At 31.2% G+C, this 22,724-nt stretch carries 17 protein-coding genes; 14 read left to right on the forward strand and 3 right to left on the reverse strand.

What is annotated here, in order from left to right:
* Positions 1 to 576: 576 nt before the first annotated feature.
* Complete coding sequence (locus tag PQF96_RS19945) at positions 577 to 747, forward strand: hypothetical protein (protein ID WP_160114064.1); 171 nt, start codon at positions 577 to 579, stop codon at positions 745 to 747.
* 444 nt (positions 748 to 1,191) lie between these two features.
* Here PQF96_RS19945 and PQF96_RS19950 read toward each other — a convergent pair whose 3' ends face one another.
* Positions 1,192 to 5,781 carry a TonB-dependent receptor plug domain-containing protein gene (locus PQF96_RS19950; protein WP_271767968.1) on the reverse strand — a complete coding sequence of 1,530 codons (4,590 nt, stop codon included), beginning with the start codon at positions 5,779 to 5,781 and terminating at the stop codon, positions 1,192 to 1,194.
* Between the two features lie 4 nt (positions 5,782 to 5,785).
* Positions 5,786 to 8,644, reverse strand: a complete 2,859-nt coding sequence (locus PQF96_RS19955; protein WP_271767969.1) for a carboxypeptidase-like regulatory domain-containing protein — start codon at positions 8,642 to 8,644, stop codon at positions 5,786 to 5,788.
* Positions 8,645 to 8,913: 269 nt separating this feature from the next.
* On the opposite strand from PQF96_RS19955, the gene PQF96_RS19960 reads away from it, so the two are divergent.
* The 8 genes from PQF96_RS19960 (at position 8,914) to PQF96_RS19995 (ending at position 15,676) form a co-directional block, all read left to right on the forward strand.
* The gene (locus PQF96_RS19960; RefSeq protein WP_271767970.1) at positions 8,914 to 9,363 is read left to right on the forward strand and encodes a GNAT family N-acetyltransferase; all 450 of its coding nucleotides are present in this window, start codon (positions 8,914 to 8,916) and stop codon (positions 9,361 to 9,363) included.
* A gap of 137 nt (positions 9,364 to 9,500) precedes the next feature.
* A complete protein-coding gene (locus tag PQF96_RS19965; protein WP_271767971.1) occupies positions 9,501 to 11,324 on the forward strand; it encodes a beta-lactamase family protein in 1,824 nt (607 codons plus the stop codon).
* Between the two features lie 24 nt (positions 11,325 to 11,348).
* Entirely contained in the window at positions 11,349 to 12,290 is a 942-nt protein-coding gene (locus PQF96_RS19970; protein ID WP_271767972.1) for an alpha/beta hydrolase, read from the forward strand.
* Between the two features lie 15 nt (positions 12,291 to 12,305).
* Positions 12,306 to 12,719: a hypothetical protein gene (locus tag PQF96_RS19975; RefSeq protein WP_109434960.1), complete on the forward strand. Its 414-nt coding sequence runs from the start codon at positions 12,306 to 12,308 to the stop codon at positions 12,717 to 12,719.
* Positions 12,720 to 12,781: 62 nt separating this feature from the next.
* Entirely contained in the window at positions 12,782 to 13,246 is a 465-nt protein-coding gene (locus tag PQF96_RS19980; RefSeq protein WP_271767973.1) for an SRPBCC family protein, read from the forward strand.
* A 41-nt stretch (positions 13,247 to 13,287) separates the two neighbouring features.
* Positions 13,288 to 13,983, forward strand: coding sequence for an SGNH/GDSL hydrolase family protein (locus PQF96_RS19985; protein WP_271767974.1), 696 nt, complete (start codon positions 13,288 to 13,290; stop codon positions 13,981 to 13,983).
* Positions 13,984 to 14,015: 32 nt separating this feature from the next.
* Entirely contained in the window at positions 14,016 to 15,275 is a 1,260-nt protein-coding gene (locus PQF96_RS19990) for an RNA polymerase sigma factor (protein WP_271767975.1), read from the forward strand.
* Between the two features lie 44 nt (positions 15,276 to 15,319).
* Complete coding sequence (locus tag PQF96_RS19995) at positions 15,320 to 15,676, forward strand: YciI family protein (RefSeq protein ID WP_143917831.1); 357 nt, start codon at positions 15,320 to 15,322, stop codon at positions 15,674 to 15,676.
* A gap of 95 nt (positions 15,677 to 15,771) precedes the next feature.
* On the opposite strand, the gene PQF96_RS20000 is transcribed toward PQF96_RS19995, so the two are convergent.
* Complete coding sequence (locus PQF96_RS20000) at positions 15,772 to 17,283, reverse strand: beta-lactamase family protein (protein ID WP_271767976.1); 1,512 nt, start codon at positions 17,281 to 17,283, stop codon at positions 15,772 to 15,774.
* Positions 17,284 to 17,495: 212 nt separating this feature from the next.
* Between PQF96_RS20000 and PQF96_RS20005 the strand changes: the two genes are divergently transcribed.
* The 5 genes from PQF96_RS20005 (at position 17,496) to PQF96_RS20025 (ending at position 22,512) form a co-directional block, all read left to right on the forward strand.
* Positions 17,496 to 18,524, forward strand: a complete 1,029-nt coding sequence (locus tag PQF96_RS20005) for an Acg family FMN-binding oxidoreductase (RefSeq protein WP_271767977.1) — start codon at positions 17,496 to 17,498, stop codon at positions 18,522 to 18,524.
* A 116-nt stretch (positions 18,525 to 18,640) separates the two neighbouring features.
* Positions 18,641 to 19,366: an MBL fold metallo-hydrolase gene (locus PQF96_RS20010; protein WP_271767978.1), complete on the forward strand. Its 726-nt coding sequence runs from the start codon at positions 18,641 to 18,643 to the stop codon at positions 19,364 to 19,366.
* Positions 19,367 to 19,493: 127 nt separating this feature from the next.
* Positions 19,494 to 20,060 (forward strand): Crp/Fnr family transcriptional regulator, encoded by a 567-nt coding sequence (locus PQF96_RS20015; RefSeq protein ID WP_271767979.1) that lies wholly within the window; start codon positions 19,494 to 19,496, stop codon positions 20,058 to 20,060.
* A gap of 141 nt (positions 20,061 to 20,201) precedes the next feature.
* Complete coding sequence (locus tag PQF96_RS20020; protein WP_271767980.1) at positions 20,202 to 21,350, forward strand: helix-turn-helix domain-containing protein; 1,149 nt, start codon at positions 20,202 to 20,204, stop codon at positions 21,348 to 21,350.
* A 28-nt stretch (positions 21,351 to 21,378) separates the two neighbouring features.
* The gene (locus PQF96_RS20025; RefSeq protein ID WP_109434950.1) at positions 21,379 to 22,512 is read left to right on the forward strand and encodes a helix-turn-helix domain-containing protein; all 1,134 of its coding nucleotides are present in this window, start codon (positions 21,379 to 21,381) and stop codon (positions 22,510 to 22,512) included.
* The last annotated feature ends 212 nt before the right edge of the window (positions 22,513 to 22,724 follow it).

Here is a 22,724-nt window from a genome sequence, read left to right on the forward strand (position 1 = left end):
AGTTCGAGTGTTTTTGTAATAAAATTGAGGAAATTATACTTGGGCAAACTCAGCAGAACTATTGAGAAGCTGTTTTTAGTCCAGAATATCAAAACTATCCTCTACATAGATATAATATTTGAAATGTTTTATCACTCGAACTGGTACGATTTTATAGTCCAAACCCTATATCTACAGAACTACGTTGCATATTCTTGATAAACATTCATTTTTAATTGAATTTACTTGTCATTACCCGTATTTATTGGGGATAGTGAACTTATATAATTGTTGCTTTTTGGAGCAACCTTCATTTTATTAACACTTAATTAACACAATACTTAAACAAATGTTAATTAATTCATAAAAAATAAATGTAATTTTTACGGTTTTCCGTACACACATATACCTTTCAACATACTACAAACAAAGGCATTAAAATATAAAAATACGGTTCTATACACCTATATAATAGAGTTTTACCATCAAGACCATGAGAATTTACCATAATTCAAAGATGAAGTTATTTCCTAAATTTACATCAGAAGATCGCTACAAAATTTTATTAGTAAACATAAGTTTATAACACCAACCATCATGAACCCTGTAGTTAAAACCCCAATGATTTTCTATATGATAAGTTTGGATTGTTCTACTTCTAACGAAAAGAAGCAAAATCAAATGTATCATATCGAAAATAATATTGTCCTTAAGACCAATCACCATCTAAAATCCATAAAAGAAAACCACCAGTTATCTGCACTATAATATTTGTAGATGCTATATCTATGAGTATAATGATACATTATGATATCTATTATACTATAGACCAAGAGCTTAATGAATGCTATATCAAAATTTGCACACTTATATAAATGAAATTACGAATTAATGAAAACCAATACTTAACACATTATCACTGTTCACACAACATAGTAGAAGTATTTTACGGGGGGCTGTAAATACAATGTTAATTTGTCTTCTACTTGTTACCGGGAATCTTGTTAGAGTAGATTTAGGTTCCCGGTTTAAAAGAGAATCATTAACCAGCTTTTTTTAAATATGATTACGCATCAAAACACATGTAGAAATAGCATGTAAAACATGTATCTTTTCACACTTTTCTATGGTATGTTTTACCAGGATTCTCTTTGAGATTCCTGGTTTTTTTATTTACACTCTTCTTCATTTTATTTATACATTAAGTTCTTTCTATTGCTTCACTCCTATGGTAACTGTGTTTCCAGAAATCCAATGTTTGTAGTCATCGGCATAATATTGATAAGTACAACTTGCAGGAGCTTTATAAACTCCAGGGATATCAGCTTTTAGATCTAGATGAATTGTCTTAGATTCTGAGCCCGTAAACTCTCTCCAATAAAAAATCAGGTAGTTTTCAAAAATTTCATAATACGCTACTTCTTTACGCTCTACTAATTCTTTAAGTTGCCATGGCTGTGGTGTCGTTCCAGATGGTATCCCTACTATTGCCATTGGCATTGCTATTCCGCGTGTAGATCGATTATTTACTTCTATTGTCATTCTTACATTATCTCCAACTTCATATCGCGTATTCATCAATGTAGTTTTTAGTTGTAATTTACATTCATCAGAACTATCTGGTACAGGGCTATCCCATTGTATATTCATTTCATAAGGAAAAGTTATATCTTTATTGTTAAACCGAACCGTCATTTCTTGTTTTCCTTCTTTGATATAACTTTCTAAACCATCAATAACGACTTGTCCTTTTTCATTAATTTTTAATTTCTTGGAAATTGTATTTCCATTGAGATTTAAATGTACAGATTCATGATTAGCAATTATTTTATTTCTTTGTGTTCTTGTATATCCAATCAATGCTTTGAGTGCCATCGATGTTGCCTGTGTAGATCCAAACCTTCCTCCATTTCTTTTACTAATAATATATTCAATCCCTTTTGTAATCAATATATCATCTCTGTTTTCTGCCTTTAGCATTGCTAAAACAACAAAAGCTGCTGTTTCTACATATTTTGAATCTCCATAGGAACGTGTAATTGTATTTTCTACAGGTAAAGCTTTAAAATTGTATTCCTCAATATTTTTGGTAATTGCATTTAATAGCATATTACCATTATTATTATTTCCGAAATTAAAACTCGCAGCGGCTAATAATGCCATACGATATGTATCATTACTTTTTAATGCCTTTGTATAAGTAGTTTGATATTCCTTTTCTATATCCACTTGTATACCTGCTTCACTAATCGCATAAACAATATAGGCATCAGCAACCTCTTTTGGTGAACTGGCAAAACTATCATACCCTTTTTTACTTTTTCTAAATCCTCCATTACCATCTCTTCTGCTCATAAGCCAATCTACGGTTCGATCAATCATTTTCTGATTCACCTTAGGATAGATCTCTTTCATTTCTGTAAACTCTAATACTCCATAAGCAGTTAAAGTTTCATGCGGTGGTGTATGACCAAACCATTCGAACCCTCCTTCTTTGGTTTCAAAACTAATCAGTCTTTTGTATCCTTCTTTAATGTACTTCATTGCCTTAGCAGTGATCTCAGGATTACTTTTACCTGATTCTTTTAGGTATTTTAATACCATAATATTTGGATACGTACTAGATGAAGTCTGTTCAAAGCATCCATGGGGTTGACGAATAAGAGATTCTATCCCGTTCATCACATCTCCTACAATATCAGTGTAAATGGTGAAATCAGCTGTAAGGCTATTGGGTACTATTGAATTTACATCAAAAGTATATGCCTTGTTTTGCGATCCCGACACAGAAACTTCCGTTGGAAAATATGGACTTATTACTGTGACTTCTTTATTTACAGTATCACTATACATTTCTGATTTTACAGAACATACTATTCTGTTATTTGCTCTTACTGAAAGAGGAACTACTTCAACATATACTTGTCTTACTTCATTAGGTTGAAGTTTAATTTCTGAATCAAAAGATGATATTTGTTGTATCCCTTTTGGAAGATGAAGATCGACCTCTGCCTCTAGTACATCTGAAGATTCATTTTTAATAGTCAAAGGCAACCTTATAGTATCCTGAAGTGCCATATAATTAGGAATCTTAAAATCAATAGTTAATTGTTTCTTAGTGCTGTATTGCTTTTCTTTTCTTCCCACTAATCCATTATATCCTATTCCTTCTGCAATGATATTAAATGATGTAATCGCGTCAGAATTATAAAAAGACAGGTTTGCTTCTCCTTTATCATTCGTTTGCACAACTGGGTTCCAATAAATCGTTTTTCTAAAATCTGTACGTTCTTCTGGTAACATCTTACTATCGTATACAGGGACATAGAACACTCGGGGAGTATAATTTGTTAATGACCTACCTTTATACAAATAATGGTAAGCATAATTATTAAATTTTGCATTATTCAATTTTTTCTTTCCCCAGTTATGGAAGTATTTTTTATGTTTGGATGAAATTACAATTACTCCATTAGCTCCTCGGCTTCCATACAGTGATGTTGCTGCTATATCTTTTAATATTGTAATTGATTCTATAACATCTGCATCCAGGTTACCTACTTCATCATTTGCAACCGGGATTCCGTCAATAACAAACAACGGTTGATTATTACCTGATATACTACTCGTGCCCCTTATCATTATTTTTGAGCTACTCCCATAAATACCATCAGCATTCACTATATTTACTCCTGCAACTCTTCCTTGTAATGCGTCTACAAAGCTTCCTGCCGCCTGCCCTTCTAGTTCTTCGTTTTTTACAGTACTAATAGATCCAGAAATCATTCTTTTTTGTTGTATTCCATTACCCACAATTACAATTTCTTCCAATTGTGACTTATCTTCAGAAAGTTCAATTGGTGCAGGTTTAGCTTTCTTTCTAATAATCTTTTGTACAGGAGATTTCACTCCTCTAAAAGACTTTACTCTACTATTATCTTTGATATCCTCTAATCTATTCCTTGCTTGCACATCATAGCCTTTTTCTGTAGTCGTTTCTATAATACGTAATGACTTATGATCATCGGTGTAAGCAATCATAATATGTGTGTTTGCTTTTCCTAGCTTACAAGAGAATTTTCCATTCTTATTAGTATCAAATACTAATACTTTATTTCCTTGTTGATCAAACAACAACACATGTGCTTTTACAGGATTTCCTTTTGTATCAACAACAGTACCACTGTGAATCGCTTCTTTTTCTGGAAGGTATAATGCCGGGTCCTCTGTCGAAGTATTTGGTTTTATATAATCTCTCCAACCATGTGTTAGCATTACATAATCCAAAGCTTTAATAGCTTTAGGTTCTTCTGGATCAAAATAAAATACAGGTTTATGTATTTTTCCTTTTAACTCTGAAGACATCAGTAAATAAGATAGTATATGATCTTGTTTATCATCTACAAAAGAAAGTAACTTATGATCTGCTACAGCAATGGATAAATTTGCAGGAATAGGATTTCCTTTATCATCAGTAGTTTTAAGCTGTACCTCTACCTTTTCTCTGGTTTCATAATGTTCTTTATTAGTAGTAATTTCAACCTTTAGTTTTTTATGTGAATTAATAAATACTAATCGTTCTGCTATTGGTATCTTCTGAGCATCATAAAAGGTAAATCTTGTAATTCCCACAGGTAAATCTGCCGTAGGAATCATTATTTTTTGCTGATCAGACTTTATATTTTGTTTCCATAACACTTTATTCGCATTAGCAACCTCAAGATGCATGGATTTTTTTAATGTAGAAAAAACTGTTAATGTGGTTTGTATACTATCCGTGATTGCAGAAAATCGTAAGCCATTTTCATATACTTTGGGTAATTGTATTTTCTTTTCAGAAATAAAAGGTGCTGTAATTTGTGCATAATACGAAGTTTCATAAATAGCATTCATCATAAAACTTCCCATACCATCGTGATAGCTACTAAAATTGGTTACAATCGCACCTGTATCATCTATAATATTACCAGATACATCAACGGGTTTACCAAACTCGTTTAAGGCCTTTAATGCTATTTGATTTCTGGTTCCAGCAATGATTTTTCCACTTTCAGGAAAAAATTGAAGATCAATTGTGTCAAGAACCACAGGAATACTGCGTGATATAGATTCTGTTGAGCCGTTATAAGAAACTAATACATTAAGAACAACGTCTATCGTAGATAAATCCTTAGGTAAATTAAAAGTTGGTTTTGCTTTACCATTTATATCTGTTTCGACAGTATCTGATAAAATTTTCTTCCCTTTTACTGCAACTTCATATTGAATTTCTTTATGAGATAGCGGGTTGTTCTTAAGGTCTTTGACTTCAAAATTAGCAATTACTTTAGAACCTTTTCCGTATCCTTCTTTTTCAAATTTGAGTTGAAGTAGTAATTCGGGTTGAATTACCTTTTGAATCGTAACTTTTTTAGTAAAAAAAGAGGTTTCGCCAGCATTACGCATCCAATTAGTATACATTTTTAAGGTGTATATTCCACCTACCCAATCTTGTTTTGTATCAAAATTACCATAGGCATATCCTTCATTTATTCTGATCTTTAATTGCTTTACCACGGTCCCTTTAGGTGAGATTAGTTCGGCATACATAGCATCACTTATTGTTGTAATTTTATGTTCACTATCTACAACATAAGATTTAAACCAGATCGTTTCTCCAGGAAAATAAAATGGACGATCAACATGAGTATAAATATCCTCAATAAGCTCTTGATTATCTGAATGGTTAACAAATGAAATTGAAGCTATGCTTAATATTAAAATCAAGATGCTTTTTTTTATGTTTTGTTTATATGTACGCATAATGCTATAATTTTATTTTGATTTGTATTCCTATTTCACTCACAATTGGGGTATTAAAAAACTGAAGACCTTGTCCTGATGTATGATCAAACAAACTACTATACGGTGATGCCCCTCTAAATCGTGAATAGGTGAATAAGTTATTTCCATAAACCCCTATATCAAACTCACGTATAAAATCTCGATCATCAGGTTTTTTTATAGAGTAGGAAAGGTTAATTGATTTTAGATTGAGGTAACTACCGTCTACAATTCCCTCTTCTCCGACACCTTCAAACCCATACCGTACAAACCGATTCTCTGTAATGGTATTTGATGGGTTAGCAAAGTCCACAGTTATTGTATTAGGTTGCCCTAGCTGATTTACTCCTTCAAACAAAAAACCTGTAATCTCTCTTTCTTCTGCAGATTGCTGAGAGGTTCCTAAATAATTCAAGGCACTCTGAGTACCATTCCACACATCTCCACCTTTTTGAAAATCTATTAAGAAATTGAGCTTAAATCTTTTCCAGTTAAATTGATTAGAAAAACCTATTGCAAAATCTGGTGTAGGATCACCAATAACTTGTAAGTCTTGAGCTATTAAAGGGAATCCATTATCATCTATAATGACATTATCCTGCGCATCACGTTGATAGGCGGTACCGACTAATACGCCTGCAGGTTGTCCTTTAATCAGGTTTTTTGATATGGTTGTAAAACCTGCAATAGGAATACGCTCCTGATTTCCTTGTATTTTTAATACTTTATTTCTGTATAATGAAAAAACAATTCCGGGAGCGTAAGAAAAGTCATTATATGTATTTACAAATACTTCTAAATTTGCTTCGAAACCATAGGTTCTAATATCTGCAATATTCTGAAGTTGAAATCCTTCTCCCTCTAACACAGGAAATACACTTTCATCAATCGTATTGTTATAGTATGTTAGTCCAAAATTTATAGGCTTATTAAAAGCATCGGCCCTAATCTGAGTAGTTATAGAATAGCTTATTTTTTCTTCTAGCTGTAAAGCATCACTTACAAACAAGTCATTATTTGCTATTAAACCTTGACTTTGAAGCGGGGTTATATTTAAACTATTGTGACTTTGATTATTATAATACAGAGGAGTATCTTTTACACTAAAATCTGCGCTTGTGGAAATTTTAAACTCTCCAACCCCATTCATATCAAATAGATCAGCGAGATCTGTCTCTAACGCTATACTTGGTAAAAACCATTTGTTATTTTGAACAGATGATACATAGGAAGTATTACTCAACTTTATGGTTGTATCCCAATCTGATATGGTATAACTTATTATATTAAATAATTGAAGTGTATTTCTAGTAAGTTTCTGAGTTGTAATATTGCTATCTGTTGGGTTTTGGAAAGAAAAAGGATCAAAACCACTGCGCTCTGATAAGTTATATCTTAACCCTTTATAAGAATAACTTGCTTTCGAAGTAAAATCAATATCTGATTCATCAAGATATTGATTAAGTTTAAAGGTAGTTTCTGCATTAAAAGTATTCGTATCAAAAGCCTTATCACTACTAAATCCATCATTATACCCAACTGTACCTGGAATCAATCCAAAACTTTGTTTATTTGAGACATAACTATGATTTATATTGGTATATAACGAGGTATCTTCTCCTAATTTAAAACCATTTTGAATACTTGCAGAAAACATGCTATTAACAGACCTATTCCTATTATTTTTTAATAACCATAAGGGATTATTAAAATGCTCCGGACTAAAACTACGCTGTGTATCTGTGATAAGTCTACTCCCTTGTTGATTTTCAAAACTGACTGGGGTAGCCCATGTATTAAGTAATAAAGTATTTAAAAATCCATTAAGGTTAGGTTGATTATCAATTCTTTTGGCATACTTAATAAAAGTATCCCATGTTACTTTTTTATCAGAATTTTTAGGATTGTTATATCTTAATTCTATCTCCTGAAAACGACTTCGTTCTGTATTGAAGATATCTTTGTTTCTTTTATCCCGGTAAGTTACTCCATAAAAATTCTTATCGGTAGTGATATTAAAAAAAACACTATTACTGGTTTTTGTAATCGTTTTAAATATACTGTTATCATAGTCATTAGCTTTTTCACCCCCGGTATCTGATAGAGGTATTAATCTCCCATTCTGATCAAATGGATATGCAATCCCATCAAATTGTAAACTGTTTAGTCTTGGTCCATAAGAAAATACTACTCCGCTTTCTGGTCCAAAAAAAGTAGATTCAGCATTAAAGGGCTGTCCTTGACTAAACGTGCGTTGCAGATTAGGTAAATTATTTTGTTTTACAAACTGTAAACTGGTAGTCGAATTCCATCCAACTTCGTAAAAAATATCCGGACTAAAATAAGTAAGGTCAACTTTATTATTTTCTTTTTCAATGTCTATCCCTTTAATCCTGTTATATTGAAAATAAGATCCTCTTTGATTAAAAGTATACTTGCTTTCATTAAAGCTAGGGATATTAAAGCGTGTATTAGTCTTTTTTTGTATAGCATCAGAATATGCAGTGCTTTGCATTGGCAATACAGCTTCTTTTTTGGTCATAGCAATAGTTTCTATTTGCCCTAACAGCTCTGCTGTTACTATAACCTCTTTAGAAGAAAACCCTACATAGCTAAATACTAAGACATCTCCCACATTGCAATTGATACTATAATTACCATCAAAATCAGTTTGAACACCTACATTAGTGCCCTTTATCATAATATTAACCCCTGGAAGCGGCAATCCTTCATTATCTGCTAATACTCCAGTTAATGTTCCATCTTGTGAGAACACTGTTGAATAGCAAAGTAACATCAGTACAGTTATAGTGATACACTTAAAAAGTAGTGAGTTTTTCATAGTCGTTAGTTTTTAGTTACACTTAAAAGTACTTTACCAATAGGGTTTTGGAAATCACAAATGAGGGAAGTATACTTTTCGATTAGGCAACTCATGTTTTAGAAAAACCTAGTGTAAAACGTACCTGATTCTGCTTTCTCAATAAATCATTATAGTATTGATCATTGTAAACTTTAATTAAACCTTCACATAATCCTTTTTTAGTTTTGCCTAAATTGTAACCTATTAACTTTTAAATTTTAGGTCATAAAAATTTAAAAATATTCAACATGCTCGATCAGTTATATTTTAAAGTAGCCACAATATCTGACCTTCCTGCAATGCAAAATGTTGGCACACAATTATTTGATCTCCCAATTAAAATAAATCGTGCCAAAGAATTTCTAAACGACCCTAGACATCATTTGATACTTGCATATTATAAGAAAGAAATTATCGCCATGGCATCTGCATTTCACTACATTCATCCGGATAAGAATCCTTCTTTATTTATAAATGAAGTGGGGGTTATAGAAACATATCAAAATATGGGCATAGGAAGAAAAATTACAGCTTATTTATGCGAATATGCAAAACAACTAGATTGCCATGAGGCATGGGTAGCTACAGAACACTCTAATGTCGCCGCTAGAAAAACTTATTATGCTGCAGGAGGTGTAGAAGACAAAGACCCTATTGTTGTTTTTAATTTTGATCTTGATAAGAACCAGTCATCATAGACAGGGGTGTCTCGTGATAATATATACATACGGCTACTTTTTATTTAGTAACTTTATCAACTGTCAAACATACTCATCAAAAAAGTACATACAATTCATAAATCAAAAACTAAAATCACACACAAAATCACACTATCATGAAAAAAATTCTTTTCCTTTTTTGGGCTCCATTTTTTTTTATTTCCTGTTCTACTCCAACCAAAACTGCTACTCCTCCAGACTATATTAAAATGGTAGAAACTGGTCTTGGACACCCGGTTCATATAGAAGGAGACTCTACATGGACTATAGAAGAACGTATGGAACATTACGGAGTACCAGGTGTTAGTATTGCTGTGATTAAAGACTATAAGATTGAATGGGTAAAAAGTTACGGTATTGTAGATAAAGAGAATGCAAAACCTGTAACATCGCAAACTCTTTTTCAGGCTGGATCAATTAGTAAACCTGTAGCGGCATATGGTGCATTAAGAATGGTCGAACAAAATAAAATTAATTTGGATGAAGATGTAAATATCTATCTGCAATCTTGGAAACTACCTGATAGCGAATTTACTAAAGATAAAAAAGTAGCACTCAAACACCTTCTAAATCATTCTGGAGGAGTTACTGTACATGGTTTTTTAGGATATAGTCCTGATCTTCCTGTACCAACAGTTGTTCAAGTACTTAATGGAGCGCCCCCTGCTAATTCTGCTCCAATATTTGTTGATAAGGTCCCGGAAAAAAGTTTTCGATACTCTGGTGGAGGATACACAATAATGCAACAAATGATGATGGATGTAGAAGGTAAATCATTTCCGTCCTTAATGAATGATTTGGTATTGCAACCATTAAATATGAATAATAGTACCTATAATCAGCCTTTAGAAGGAGAACAATTACAAATGGCAGCAACAGGATATTTACCAGATGGTTCAATGACAAATGGTAAACGACATACTTACCCAGAAATGGCTGCTGCAGGATTATGGACAACAGCAGAAGATCTTGCGAAATTTGCAGTCAATATCCAAGAAAGCATAAAAGGAAATAGTAAAATTGTAGTATCGCAAGAAATGGCTACTAAAATGCTTACCCCTTTTGTAGAGAAATTTGTAGGCCTAGGTATTTTCATTACAAAAAAAGGAAATGAAATATACTTTGGTCATGGTGGATGGGATGAAGGATTCTCTAGTGAATTAATAGCTCATAAAGACAAAGGATATGGAGTCGTTGTACTCACCAATTCTAATCATCCAGATTTTATTAGTGAATTAATTAGATCAGTGGCCAACACCTATGCATGGGATAACTATGTCCCAACATATAAGAAAATGGAAATAGATACAACAAATCTTTCCAAAATTAGTGGTCGTTATCAGATAGATCAAAACAGAGTAACCGAAGTATATTACTCTAACCAGCATCTGTTTAGAAAAAGTATCGGCGAAAAACCTGTTGAATTATTTAAAATTTCTGACAGTACATTTATAAGTAGAGATAATGAACGACCGATTCAATTTAAGATGGATAAAGAAAGTGGTGAGTTTCAGGCGTTGCTTTTAAATCCTGACGATGGCAAAATCGAAGCCACTTTAAAACGATTAAATGAAGATCAAAAACTTCCATTAGAATTTCTAGCTTCTGGTGACTTTGAAAATGGATTAAAAGAGTATAAAACCTTAATACAGGCCAATCCAAATAATCCTGTTATTGCAGAAAACAATTTAAATGGATTAGGATATCGATTAATGAATACTGACAACCTAAAACTTGCTCAAGATGTGTTTAAAGTCAATACACTACTCTACCCTGATAGTTCTAATGTTTACGATAGTTATGCCGAAGCTTGTATGAATATTGGCGAACTTGATCTGGCTATAGAAAACTATGAGAAATCGTTGGAATTAAACCCTCAAAACACTCATGCCTCCAAAATGATCGAAAAAATGAAGGAGAAAAAGGAAAATGAACTTTAATTCATAACATATATTGTAGTACAAATGAACAAGCATATAATCATCGTATTCGTTATATTTCTAACAAGTTGTGGAATACCTCAGTCTGAGTTTGACCTTGTGAAAAATGAAAATAATGCTCTAAAAAAACGTATAGACTCTATAGAACATCAGCTTAATACATTAGAATATTTGGTTGATAATTCTGAAGTTGTTCTAGCAAATACAAAAGTCAAAGAATTAACATCAACATATAACGGACAGAACTATAAAATCAAGATTAAATTCCCCAAGGGCTATGAAAATGGATCAGAAAAATATCCTGTACTCTACGTTTTGGATGCAGAAACAAATTTTGGAGGAGTAAGTTATATTGTTCAGAGATTAATAAAAGATAAGCTTATTCCAAAAGTCCTGATTGTTGGTATTGCCTATGGTACAGACTACGATGATTTTTACAAATTAAGAAGTAGAGATTTAACTCCTGTCGAAGATAAAAACTTAAGAATTGGCGGTAAACAATATGTTGACCCAACTGGTGGGGCTCCAGAATTTACTAATTTTTTAGAGTCCGAACTTTTCCCTTTTATCGCAAAAAACTATAGAGTAAAAGAAGAAGAACGAGCTATTTATGGACATTCTTATGGTGGACTTTATGGGTGCTACGTAATGCTTAAGAAACCTCATTTATTTAACAAATATCTATTATTAAGCCCATCCCTTTGGTTTAAAGATAATTTATTAATTAAAGAAGCAAAGGAAACAGAACTTAACCTAAAACCGACTAAGCTTTATATGGCTTCAGGAATGCTTGAAACACGAATTCAAAATCTACAAATGGACTTTGTTTTTACTCTTAATTCTAAAAGACAAAAGAATCTTGAATTAAAAGTAGATGTGATGAGAAATGAAACTCATAGAACCGTTTTTGGGCCTGGCTTTACAAATGGATTGCGATATTTATATTCTGAAAAAAAGGAACAATAGTTTAAGTATTAAAAAATGCAAGTCAAAAAATATGTTAGATATCTGTTTGGAATAGCTTTTTTGGTCTTTGTGCTTAATAAATTCTATCTAAGACCATGGGTCTTAGATAATAACTTTTACATGGTTTTTAAAGTCATTGTGCTCTCAATTCCTAATACTATCGAAGCTATATTTGGAACACTTATTATTACAGCGTTATTATTACGATTAAGACATTATTTAAACAAGACACATAGTATTAAAGATGTTTATATCTATTTGATAGCGGTTAGCATAGCATCATTATATGTCATATCCCAAGAACTAAAATGGCATAATCTTGGAGGAAATAATGTATTTGACATTAATGATGTTATAGCTTCTGTAATTGGATTAATTGGCACATACGCCACCATAAATACATTTGGTTTTACAGAACAATTAGAGTAAATCAAACCATTCATTATATGTACATTACCTAATTCTTGTGTCGAATTGCTAAATAAAAAAACATGTCAGTAAAAACTAATCATTTTGCCAAAGCTGCAATGCTTATTCGTAAACCAATTTCAGATGTTTTTGATGCATTCATAGATCCAGAAATTACTTCTAAATTTTGGTTCACAAAAGGCTCGGAAATACTTAAAGAAGGTAAAACAACCGACTGGACCTGGGAAATGTTTAATCATACCGTTTCAGTATTAGCAATTCTCATTATAACTAATGAAAAAATCCGTATCCAATGGGGAGATGATCCCGAAGCTATTGTAGAATGGACATTTAAATCTTTAGGAGCATCTAAAACATTTGTTACTATTACGAATACTGGATTTAAAGGTACTCCAGATGAATTAATAAGTCAAATCAGGGATGCAACAGGAGGGTTTACCTGGGTGTTAGCGGGATTAAAATCATATCTGGAGCATAACATCGAACTCAATCTCATTGCAGATAGGTATCCTAAAGAACTAAACTAATGAATAACAGCACTTAACACATCACGATAACTATCTAACTTATGAATATCTTAAAAATTACCTGTTGCACTTTATTTACTCTATTTATGTTTACATCATTGCTAGCTCAGGATTGGGCAAACCTTAAACGATTTCAAAAAGAAAATAGTGAATTAAAGTTGCCTACTACCGGAGAACATCGAGTTGTATTTATGGGGAATTCTATCACTGAATTCTGGTTACAACAAAGGCCACAATTTTTCAATAATAAACCTTATATAAATAGAGGTATTAGTGGTCAAACTACTCCTCAAATGGTATTACGTTTTAGACAAGATGTTGTTCATTTAAAACCATCAATTGTTGTAATTCTGGCTGGTATAAATGATATTGCTGGCAATACAGGCCCTTCAACACTACAAATGATTATGGATAATATCATTTCAATGACAGAGTTGGCAAAATCTAACAACATCAAGGTCATTGTATGCTCTGTACTTCCCGCAAATAATTTTCCGTGGAAAAAAAAGATGAAACCAGCAGAAAAAGTAATAGAACTTAATACAATGATAAAATCATATGCAGACCAAAATAACATTACTTATGTAGATTATTTTAGTGCTATGGTAAATACATCTAATGGTTTACAGAAAGATTTAGGGGATGATGGTGTACATCCAAATGCAAAGGGATATGCTATCATGGAACCAATTTTGGAAACCGCTATTGAAATAACATTGAAAAAAATTGATGACTGATAGGATATCTCTCCCCATATAGACAATACTGAATGAATGAAATTGATAAAAAATATACTTTAGAGCTTACCGAACATTTTTTTAGAAATGAATATGGAAAAATAGCCTCTGTAGTTACTCGATATATTGGAACTAACAATGTTGAAACTGCTGAAGATATCGTGCAGGAGACATTATTAAAGGCTGTAGATCATTGGCAACAGCACGGAATACCAGAAAATCCTCAAGCATGGTTATATACCACTGCAAAAAACCACACACTTAATATTTTAAAAAGAAAAAAGTATAAAGTTCAATACGAATCACTATTACAACAAGAGGGAAATCATATCGCACTAGAAAAACTTGAAATTTCTGAGGATCTTATTAAAGATGAGCAGCTAAAAATGATGTTTGTCTGTTGTCATCCTGATATTTCAGAAAATTCTCAAATTGCACTTATATTAAAAATACTTTGTGGTTTTAGTATTCAAGAGATAGCCAATGCTTTTTTTACTACAACAGAAACTATTAACAAACGATTAGTTAGAGGTCGAAAACAGCTAAGAACTTCTGAGATTTCCTTTGAAATCCCTAAGAATATTTCAGAAAATATAGATATTGTGCTTAAAACAATTTACCTTCTTTTTAATGAAGGATATAGTCCATCACAACAAAATAAAGTAATACGATATGATCTCTGTTTGGAGGCCATAAGGTTGGCAGAAATTCTTGTATATAATACCCATATTCAACTCAAATCTGATGTGTATGCCTTATTAGCATTGATGTATCTAAATGCTGCTCGTTTTGAAGCCCGAAGTGATACAGGTACTATTATAGAAATGCATAAACAGGATAGAAAAAAATGGAATACTTCATTAATAAATACAGGAATTCAATATTTAAACCAAACAACTAAAGAAGATACAATCTCTATTTATCTTATTCTGGCAACTATTTCTGCTCATCATTGTATTGCTCCCAATTTTGAAGCTACAAACTGGAGAGAAATACTTTCTCTTTATGATAGTCTTCTAGAATTAGAAAACACACCTCTTGTGCGCCTCAATAGAAGTATTCCTCTGGCAAAGGTTAAAGGAAATACTACAGCAATTAATGAATTATTACAATTAGAACGTAACTCTGATATCAGTAATCATCATCTTTTTCATGCTACATTAGCAGAATTTTATATACAAGAAAACAAAAATAAAAATGCGATAAAACACTTACAGCAAGCCATTATAGCATGTAACAATCCAAGAGATCTCCAACAACTAGAAAAAAAAATAAAAATAATGTCCCTATAATATCTACTCGATTGTTGTAAGGGTATAATCTAAAAAATAGAACAATGAAAGAATTCATGTTATTTATCAGAAGTGAGGAGAGTCCAAAAGCAAACCTTTCTCCAGAACAATTACAACAACATATCGAAAAAGTTGGTGGTTTTATAAAACGACTAACTGAAGAAGGTAAAATGAAATCTGCTCAACCTCTCGAAATGGAAGGTCGTATGTTATCGTATAAAAATGGAAAAATTATTGACGGACCTTACAATGAGACCAAAGAGGTTATTTCTGGTTATTATCATCTTATGGCAGAAAGTCTGGAAGAGGCAATCGAAATCACAAAGGAAGACCCTCGATTCGAAGAAGGTATCTGGCGCATAGAAGTTCGTCCGGTTAAACGAGTAGAAGGAATCAATTAAAACTGAAACAATGTAAAAGGGCATTAAAAGATGCCCTTTTACATTTAATCTTTTTTACAATTCATTCTAAGCAAATTTTAATATGCTCAAAAAGTTTATTGTTTTATACTTTCAATCTTACTGATCATTACTCGGGCATTTTCATTTGTTGGATCTAGTGCTAATGATTTTTTATAATTCTGAAGTGCTAAATCGTATTGCTTATTTTCAAGATACCCTTCTCCTAAACTATCATAAGGGTTAGAAGCAGAAGGAAATACAGAAACCGATAGTTCAAAGATCTTGATCGCGTCTTCAATTTTTCCTCTATTTAATAATGTATATCCCACACTATTAAGTTCAAACTCATTCTCAAAATTATACGTTTCTAATTGGTCTTTTCTTAATTGTTTGTAATACGCTATACCATCATCGACATTATCCAAACATTTTTGAAAAATCGCTCTTCCAATAGATTTTTTACCAAATGGTTTTATATCATCCAGTATTCCCTCTACTACTCCCCTAATATTACCAGTTGCACCCGGGCTACTAGAATTTGTGCTCACCGCAATTCCCATTTCAAAATGAGGATATACAAAGAAAAATGTATTGGTTCCGAATGCTCCTCCATGATGACTATAGTAAATCCCTTCACTGTCTTTATCTATTGGCCAAAAATATCCAATCCACTCATCTTCATCGAGCATTAATATTTTACTATGAGATTCTTGTACTATTTTTTTAGTAGAATCTAGTTGAAACTTCATATATGAAATCAAATCAGGCATTGTAGATTTTAAATGTCCGGCAGCTCCCAATAATGTTTCTGGTAAAGGAAGACTTGGCATTAAAACTCCTTTATTATATCCTCTTGCTAGTCGTTTTTTTTCTTCAGCATTAAGTCGCATCTTGGTCTGCGTCATTCCTGAAGGTTTAAAAATAAATTGCTCTAACAACTCTGGATATGTTCTTTCATAAGCAGTTTCTAAAATATGCCCCATTAGATTAGCTCCCAAATTAGAGTATCCATATTTTTCCCCAGGAAGTGTATCCAAGGTAATTTCTTTTAAGTGATTAAATAGCTTTTCTTTTGTATACTCCTTCTCTATTTCATGTACTCTAAAAGCTAAACTATCGTCTCTATTCTCGAATAATTCATCAATTCCTTTATTATTTTTTGGTAAACTCGAAGTATGAGTAATTATATGTTTTATCAAAATAGGATTACCATTATACTTGAGATTATCATAATCCCCTTTCAAATATTTTCTAATATCATCATCCAAACTTAATTTACCATCGAGTACTGCTTGTGCGACCAAAGTACCGGTAAATGTTTTAGTCACCGAACCTATTTCATAAAACGTTTGATCGGTAGGTGGATTTGCTTTTCCTTTTTCTAATTCTCCATAATGTGCTGTATACTCTTTTTCTTTTGTATACACAGCAACAGAAAGGGATGTAATAGAAGAATCTTTTAAGGCTAAGGCCGCATTAGTATCGATTGATACCTGAACCGAATCAACTTCTTTATTTTGAAGGGGTTCACTTTTTACTGGGTCTTTCTCATTTTTACAACTTATAAAAACAATAATAATGAGTAGGGAAATTATTTTATTTTTCATTTTTGTGAGTTAGCGTGCTTTTAAAGATAGCTTTTTAAAAAAACTGTTACAGTCTTTAACCTAAAATATTTTAACAATATCTACATATATCTGATTCTATGATAATTATCATTTTAATCGTTTGTTCTAAGCTTTATTTTAGTTTTCAATAAAAACGTACCTAATGCTATCTACTCCAATAAGAGATTATTAAAGAAAGAACAACATACTCTATGAATTCTGATCAAACCTATAATCACCTGGTATTAGATACCTGGAGACATTCCAGAGATAAAATTGATAATAGACAAGATATCATGCGAGAGTTAGTTAGGTATGCTACATTAGCAGCAAATAGTCATAACACCCAACCCTGGCGTTTTAAAATTACATCTGATTGTATTACTATCTTACCAGATTTTACCAGAGAGTGTCCTGTTGTAGATCCAAATAATCACCACCTATTTGCAAGTTTAGGCTGTGCTACAGAAAATATGTTATTAGCTGCTGAAGCTTATGGGCTTAAAGGGCATGTATCTATAGATATGAAAAAAAGTAATTCAATATTCATTAATTTCGAACCTTATCCTGTATCCAAATCTATTCTATTTCAAGCAATTACCAACAGACAATGTACTCGAACCCTATACAATAACAAACCTGTACCTATTGAACAATTGAAGACACTTGAGAATATTTCACAAAGTAATAATGTATCTATATTTTTGTCAACCGATCAAAAGGATTTGAAAAACATTTTGGAATATGTAATTGAAGCTAACACTTTTCAAATGAAAGATAAAGCCTTTGTAAAAGAGCTAAAAGAGTGGTTACGCTTTAATACATCTTCGGCAATATCACATCGTGATGGCCTTTTTTCTGCTGCTACAGGTAACCAAACTCTCCCTACATGGATTGGTAATGCTTTTTTTACATATGGATATAATATCAAAAAAGAGAACAACAAATATATAGATCACATAAAGAGTTCCTCGGGAGTAATTGCATTCTCATCTCAAAACAACACCAAAGAAAATTGGATTAATACGGGCAGATCTTATCAACGTTTTGCGCTACAAGCAACTGCATTTGGGTTAAAACATGCATTCATCAATCAACCTGTAGAAGTACCAAAAATACAAACACAATTAGGAAGTTATTTAAATATTGAAAAAGGACAAATAAGTCTATTGGTTCGTTTTGGTTATGGCCCTAAGCTCCCAAGATCATTAAGGCGTTCTATTGATCATGTTATTATTTAAAATATAGAATGTAAAAATTTAAAATTAACATATTATCTATAAGATGTAATTTATAATCTAGGTAATTAATTTATTACATCTATTGTTTATTAGCTATATTAACTCAAAGTTGCACAATGGTAAACGTAACAATAAGCAGCAAAAGAAATCCCGAAGTTCAAAACATCATATTGTATGATATCAGAATAACCTCTTGGGGAGCAATCCAGGTAAATAACTCAGATTTTTTTCCTTCAAGTTTTCAAATAAAAACAAAAGAAAAAATAATTTATATAGACCCTGTAGAAGTAACTAATGCCGAGAAAGCAGATTATATTTTTATTACTCATTCTCATCCAGATCATTTCTCTTTAAAAACAATAGAACAAATAGCAACTTCAGAAACAATACTTATCTGTTCTAAAAGCGTTTTTAAAAAACTATCTAAAAAAAAATATTTGGTTAAACAAGTTAAACCAGGAAGCGTTATTATTTTAGATACTATAACTAGTGAATCTATAACCGCATATAATACCAAAAATGTGTTTTTATGGATCAAAGCACATCCAAAATCCAAAAAGAATGTTGGTTTTATATTGACTTTGGAAAATGGTATTCGTATCTATCATGCCGGTGATACTGATTATATCCCCGAAATGAAAAACTTAAAGAACATTAACATCGCAATGATTCCTGTTGGGGGAGATAATTTGACTATGAACATTGAAGAAGCTGCAAAAATGATCAATACCATTAAGCCCAATTTTGTGATACCAATGCACTACGAACTTAGGAATTCGAATGATATAATCACTTTCAAAAATCTTGTTGATAAAGAAATTAAGGTGAAAATTTTTGAATAATCAACGAATCATATATAGAATATAGCAAGGCTAACTAATCAAATTTGTTACCTTTTTTTTCTTTAGTATATTGCATATAAACCTATCTATTTTTGTAATAAAAAGAGATTGAAGTAAGTATATACAAATGATTAGAAGTGATAAAGAGTTATTGGATTTCTTTTCCAAATTATCCATACCTATTGCTGAAACCACAATAAAAGAGAGGAAATATTCTTTAGGGGAAAAAATTATTACTCAAGAAAAGCATGTTTCTTCTATTTTTATTATCAAACATGGTATTGTAAAATGCTATGTTAATGAAGATAATGGAAGAGATTTTATTCAGGAATTTTTTAGTAAAGGAGAGATTTTAGGAGAATTAGAAGTATTAAACGACATTATCAGTTTTTGTAATGCAGAAGCAATGACAGAAGTTATTGTTTATCAAATTGATCAAAAGGATTTTTATACATTACTAAAGGATCAACCAGAATTTAATTTATTATTATTAAAAGCATTGTCTAATAAAGTTCGAGATACAGCTATAAGAGCTTCACAGCAGCAATCTCATTCTATTGCATATAATCTAGAAAAATTAATTTCCTTTTCTTCTGAAGAATCCAAAATGCTCTCTAAACAAGATTTAGCAGATTATTTAGGCATCACTTTACGCAGCCTCAATAGAGCCATGAAAGATATAATCATACATTAATATTGGTGTATTACTGACTAGAACTCTAATCTTACTATATTTTGATTTGGATTTATTATGGTTTATTCTACTTTATGGTATATTTGATCTCAAGAAAAATTTTCTATCAAAAAATCACAGAGATAAATAAGTAAGTTGTAAATGGATAACTATGCCATTCTAAGTGTTATTAGTTTTATGATAGTCTTTATATCATCCCTGTTTTCTATTTTCTTATTTACAGTAAAAACAGAAAATAAAACCAGTAACCGCCTTATTGCTGCTTTTCTTATTATCATTGCCATTGATATTAGCTCTTTTTTTTACCATAGATTTATTGATATGCCAATGGTGTTAGAAATGTTAAGAATGGATCTTCCATTACTTTCTAGCCCACTAGAGTACCTTTTTGTATTATCAGTAATCTATAGTGACTTTAAAATTAAGCGCATACACTTATTACATGCTATTCCTTTTCTGGCAAGCACTTTGGTTTTTATGCCGCGATTTTATTTATCAAATACTGAAGCTCGAAATTCTTTTTTTGAAACTTATCTTGATAATCCAGAAGTTTTATTTTCAATAATAATAGGTCATATTCAAGTTATAATTTACATTGTTGCCATCTTCATTGTTTTGAAAAAATCCAAAAAAGTGATGCTTGAGAATTTCTCTAATGCTACTACCGCAAAACATAAATGGTTATTTCAATTAAATATTATTTCTATAATTTTATTTGCTTTTAGTACAGGAAAGACCATATTCAAATTTATCAATGATGATTTTGATACTGTAAATATAGTGCGCATCATCATGGCTTTTCTGGTATTATGTTTTATATGTTGGTTGATTTTAAAAGCACTTTATCATCCTGAATTTTTTAGACGAATTGATTCTAAGTTAAAGCCTGTCGAGAATATTATCGCCAAGGAAGAAATACCTATTGAACATAAAGAGGATGAAGAAGTCAAACAGCAAATACAGAGATTAAGAGCACACATGCTTGACCAAAAACCGTATTTAAATCCTACGTTAACTATTCAAAATTTGGCAGATGATTTACAGCTACCAGTACGAGAAGTTTCTATTTTGATTAATCATCATCTTAATCAACATTTTTTTGATTTTGTAAACGAATATCGCATTCAACATGCCAAAGATATTTTACAAAATCCTACAAAAAAACAATTTACTATTCTGGAAATTTTATACGAAGTAGGTTTTAACTCCAAATCATCTTTTAATACAGCGTTCAAAAAATATGCAAATGTAACTCCAACAGAATATCGTAAAAAAACAAATCATGTATAGAACCAAATAATCTAAGGTTTCAAAGTCTATGAACTATTTATCATCCATAACTTTAATCATTATTTTTATTTCTTTTTTCTTTGCATTCTTTTTATTTACAGTAAAGACTACAAATAAATTAAGTAACGTTTTTATTGGGTGTTTTTTAATAGCTATTGCTACAGAAATAAGTGTGTTTTTCTATGAATTTTATATTGATACTCATCCTGTAATTGACGTATTAAGAGATAATATTAGCTTTTTACAGAGTCCATTCCTTTTTTTATATGTTCTTTCTATGTTATATGCTGATTTTAAATTACAATACAAGCATTTATTACATAGTATCCCATTTGTTCTGATAACCATTCTTTTTTTTCCGAACCTCATTGATCATCAAACTATAGTATCATATCTGGGAGGTGAAACATATGAAAAAGGAATTTTTATTACCGCCATTCATATTCAATTTTTAATATATATCATAGCAATATTTATAATACTATATAAAGCCAAAAAGATATTTTTAGAGAATTACTCTCAAGCAAACACCGATATCTACAAATGGTTGTTTCAGCTTAACATATTGATTAGTATTGTTCTTGGTTTTGGGATTTTTAAAAATGTATTTAGAGCTTTTAGTACAGATATACAATCTCTTCATGTTACGAAAATTATCATAACATTGCTCTTATTAGGTTTTATATGCTGGATTATATTAAAAGGGCTTTATAATCCCAAAATTTTTAGAGGAATTGATTCTAATCTAAAATCTGTAAATAACCTTATTACTATTAATGAGTCATCTTCGACAATCAATAAAATTATCGATGAGTCTATACAAAAACAGATTAATCTTCTAAAAACATATATGCTCGAAAAACACCCCTACCTAAACCCTACGTTAACCATTCAAAATTTAGCAGAACAAATACATATCCCTTCCAGAGAATTATCTGTATTAATTAATCATCATCTTAACCAGCATTTTTTTGATTTTATAAATGAGTATCGCATACATCATGCTATGAATATTCTAAAAGATCCTTCAAAAAAACAGCTCACCATATTAGAAATTTTATATGAAGTAGGTTTTAATTCTAAATCATCTTTTAATACGGCATTCAAAAAATATGCAAATGTGACTCCAACCGAATATCGCAAGAGAGCAAATCTTATATGAATAAAGAAGAATACATTTTTTAAACCTATGGTTTATTTATCTTCAACTACATTGGCTTAAAACCTGTTTTTAAAACAGTTATACACTATCACATAAAGTTTATAAGACAACCTATAAAACTTAAAGGCTCTTGTAAATTTTTAAATCCTATGATCAGAAAAAAAACTCTATAGATAAATCTATTAATTTAGGATGTAGATCACTATCAAAAT

The organism is Aquimarina algiphila, from assembly GCF_947494415.1.
Taxonomy (GTDB): Bacteria; Bacteroidota; Bacteroidia; order Flavobacteriales; family Flavobacteriaceae; genus Aquimarina; species Aquimarina algiphila.

Excerpts from the sequence above, each read along its gene's own strand:
- PQF96_RS20025 (WP_109434950.1), top strand. The coding sequence starts at position 21,379 with ATGAACTATTTATCATCCATAACTTTAATCATTATTTTTATTTCTTTT.
- PQF96_RS19970 (WP_271767972.1), top strand. The coding sequence starts at position 11,349 with ATGAACAAGCATATAATCATCGTATTCGTTATATTTCTAACAAGTTGT.
- PQF96_RS20010 (WP_271767978.1), top strand. The coding sequence starts at position 18,641 with ATGGTAAACGTAACAATAAGCAGCAAAAGAAATCCCGAAGTTCAAAAC.
- PQF96_RS19995 (WP_143917831.1), top strand. The coding sequence starts at position 15,320 with ATGAAAGAATTCATGTTATTTATCAGAAGTGAGGAGAGTCCAAAAGCA.
- PQF96_RS19985 (WP_271767974.1), top strand. The coding sequence starts at position 13,288 with ATGAATATCTTAAAAATTACCTGTTGCACTTTATTTACTCTATTTATG.
- PQF96_RS19965 (WP_271767971.1), top strand. The coding sequence starts at position 9,501 with ATGAAAAAAATTCTTTTCCTTTTTTGGGCTCCATTTTTTTTTATTTCC.
- PQF96_RS19975 (WP_109434960.1), top strand. The coding sequence starts at position 12,306 with ATGCAAGTCAAAAAATATGTTAGATATCTGTTTGGAATAGCTTTTTTG.
- PQF96_RS19945 (WP_160114064.1), top strand. The coding sequence starts at position 577 with ATGAACCCTGTAGTTAAAACCCCAATGATTTTCTATATGATAAGTTTG.
- PQF96_RS19950 (WP_271767968.1), bottom strand. The coding sequence starts at position 5,781 with ATGCGTACATATAAACAAAACATAAAAAAAAGCATCTTGATTTTAATA.
- PQF96_RS19955 (WP_271767969.1), bottom strand. The coding sequence starts at position 8,644 with ATGAAAAACTCACTACTTTTTAAGTGTATCACTATAACTGTACTGATG.
- PQF96_RS20000 (WP_271767976.1), bottom strand. The coding sequence starts at position 17,283 with ATGAAAAATAAAATAATTTCCCTACTCATTATTATTGTTTTTATAAGT.
- PQF96_RS19990 (WP_271767975.1), top strand. The coding sequence starts at position 14,016 with ATGAATGAAATTGATAAAAAATATACTTTAGAGCTTACCGAACATTTT.
- PQF96_RS20020 (WP_271767980.1), top strand. The coding sequence starts at position 20,202 with ATGGATAACTATGCCATTCTAAGTGTTATTAGTTTTATGATAGTCTTT.
- PQF96_RS19960 (WP_271767970.1), top strand. The coding sequence starts at position 8,914 with ATGCTCGATCAGTTATATTTTAAAGTAGCCACAATATCTGACCTTCCT.
- PQF96_RS20005 (WP_271767977.1), top strand. The coding sequence starts at position 17,496 with ATGAATTCTGATCAAACCTATAATCACCTGGTATTAGATACCTGGAGA.
- PQF96_RS20015 (WP_271767979.1), top strand. The coding sequence starts at position 19,494 with ATGATTAGAAGTGATAAAGAGTTATTGGATTTCTTTTCCAAATTATCC.
- PQF96_RS19980 (WP_271767973.1), top strand. The coding sequence starts at position 12,782 with ATGTCAGTAAAAACTAATCATTTTGCCAAAGCTGCAATGCTTATTCGT.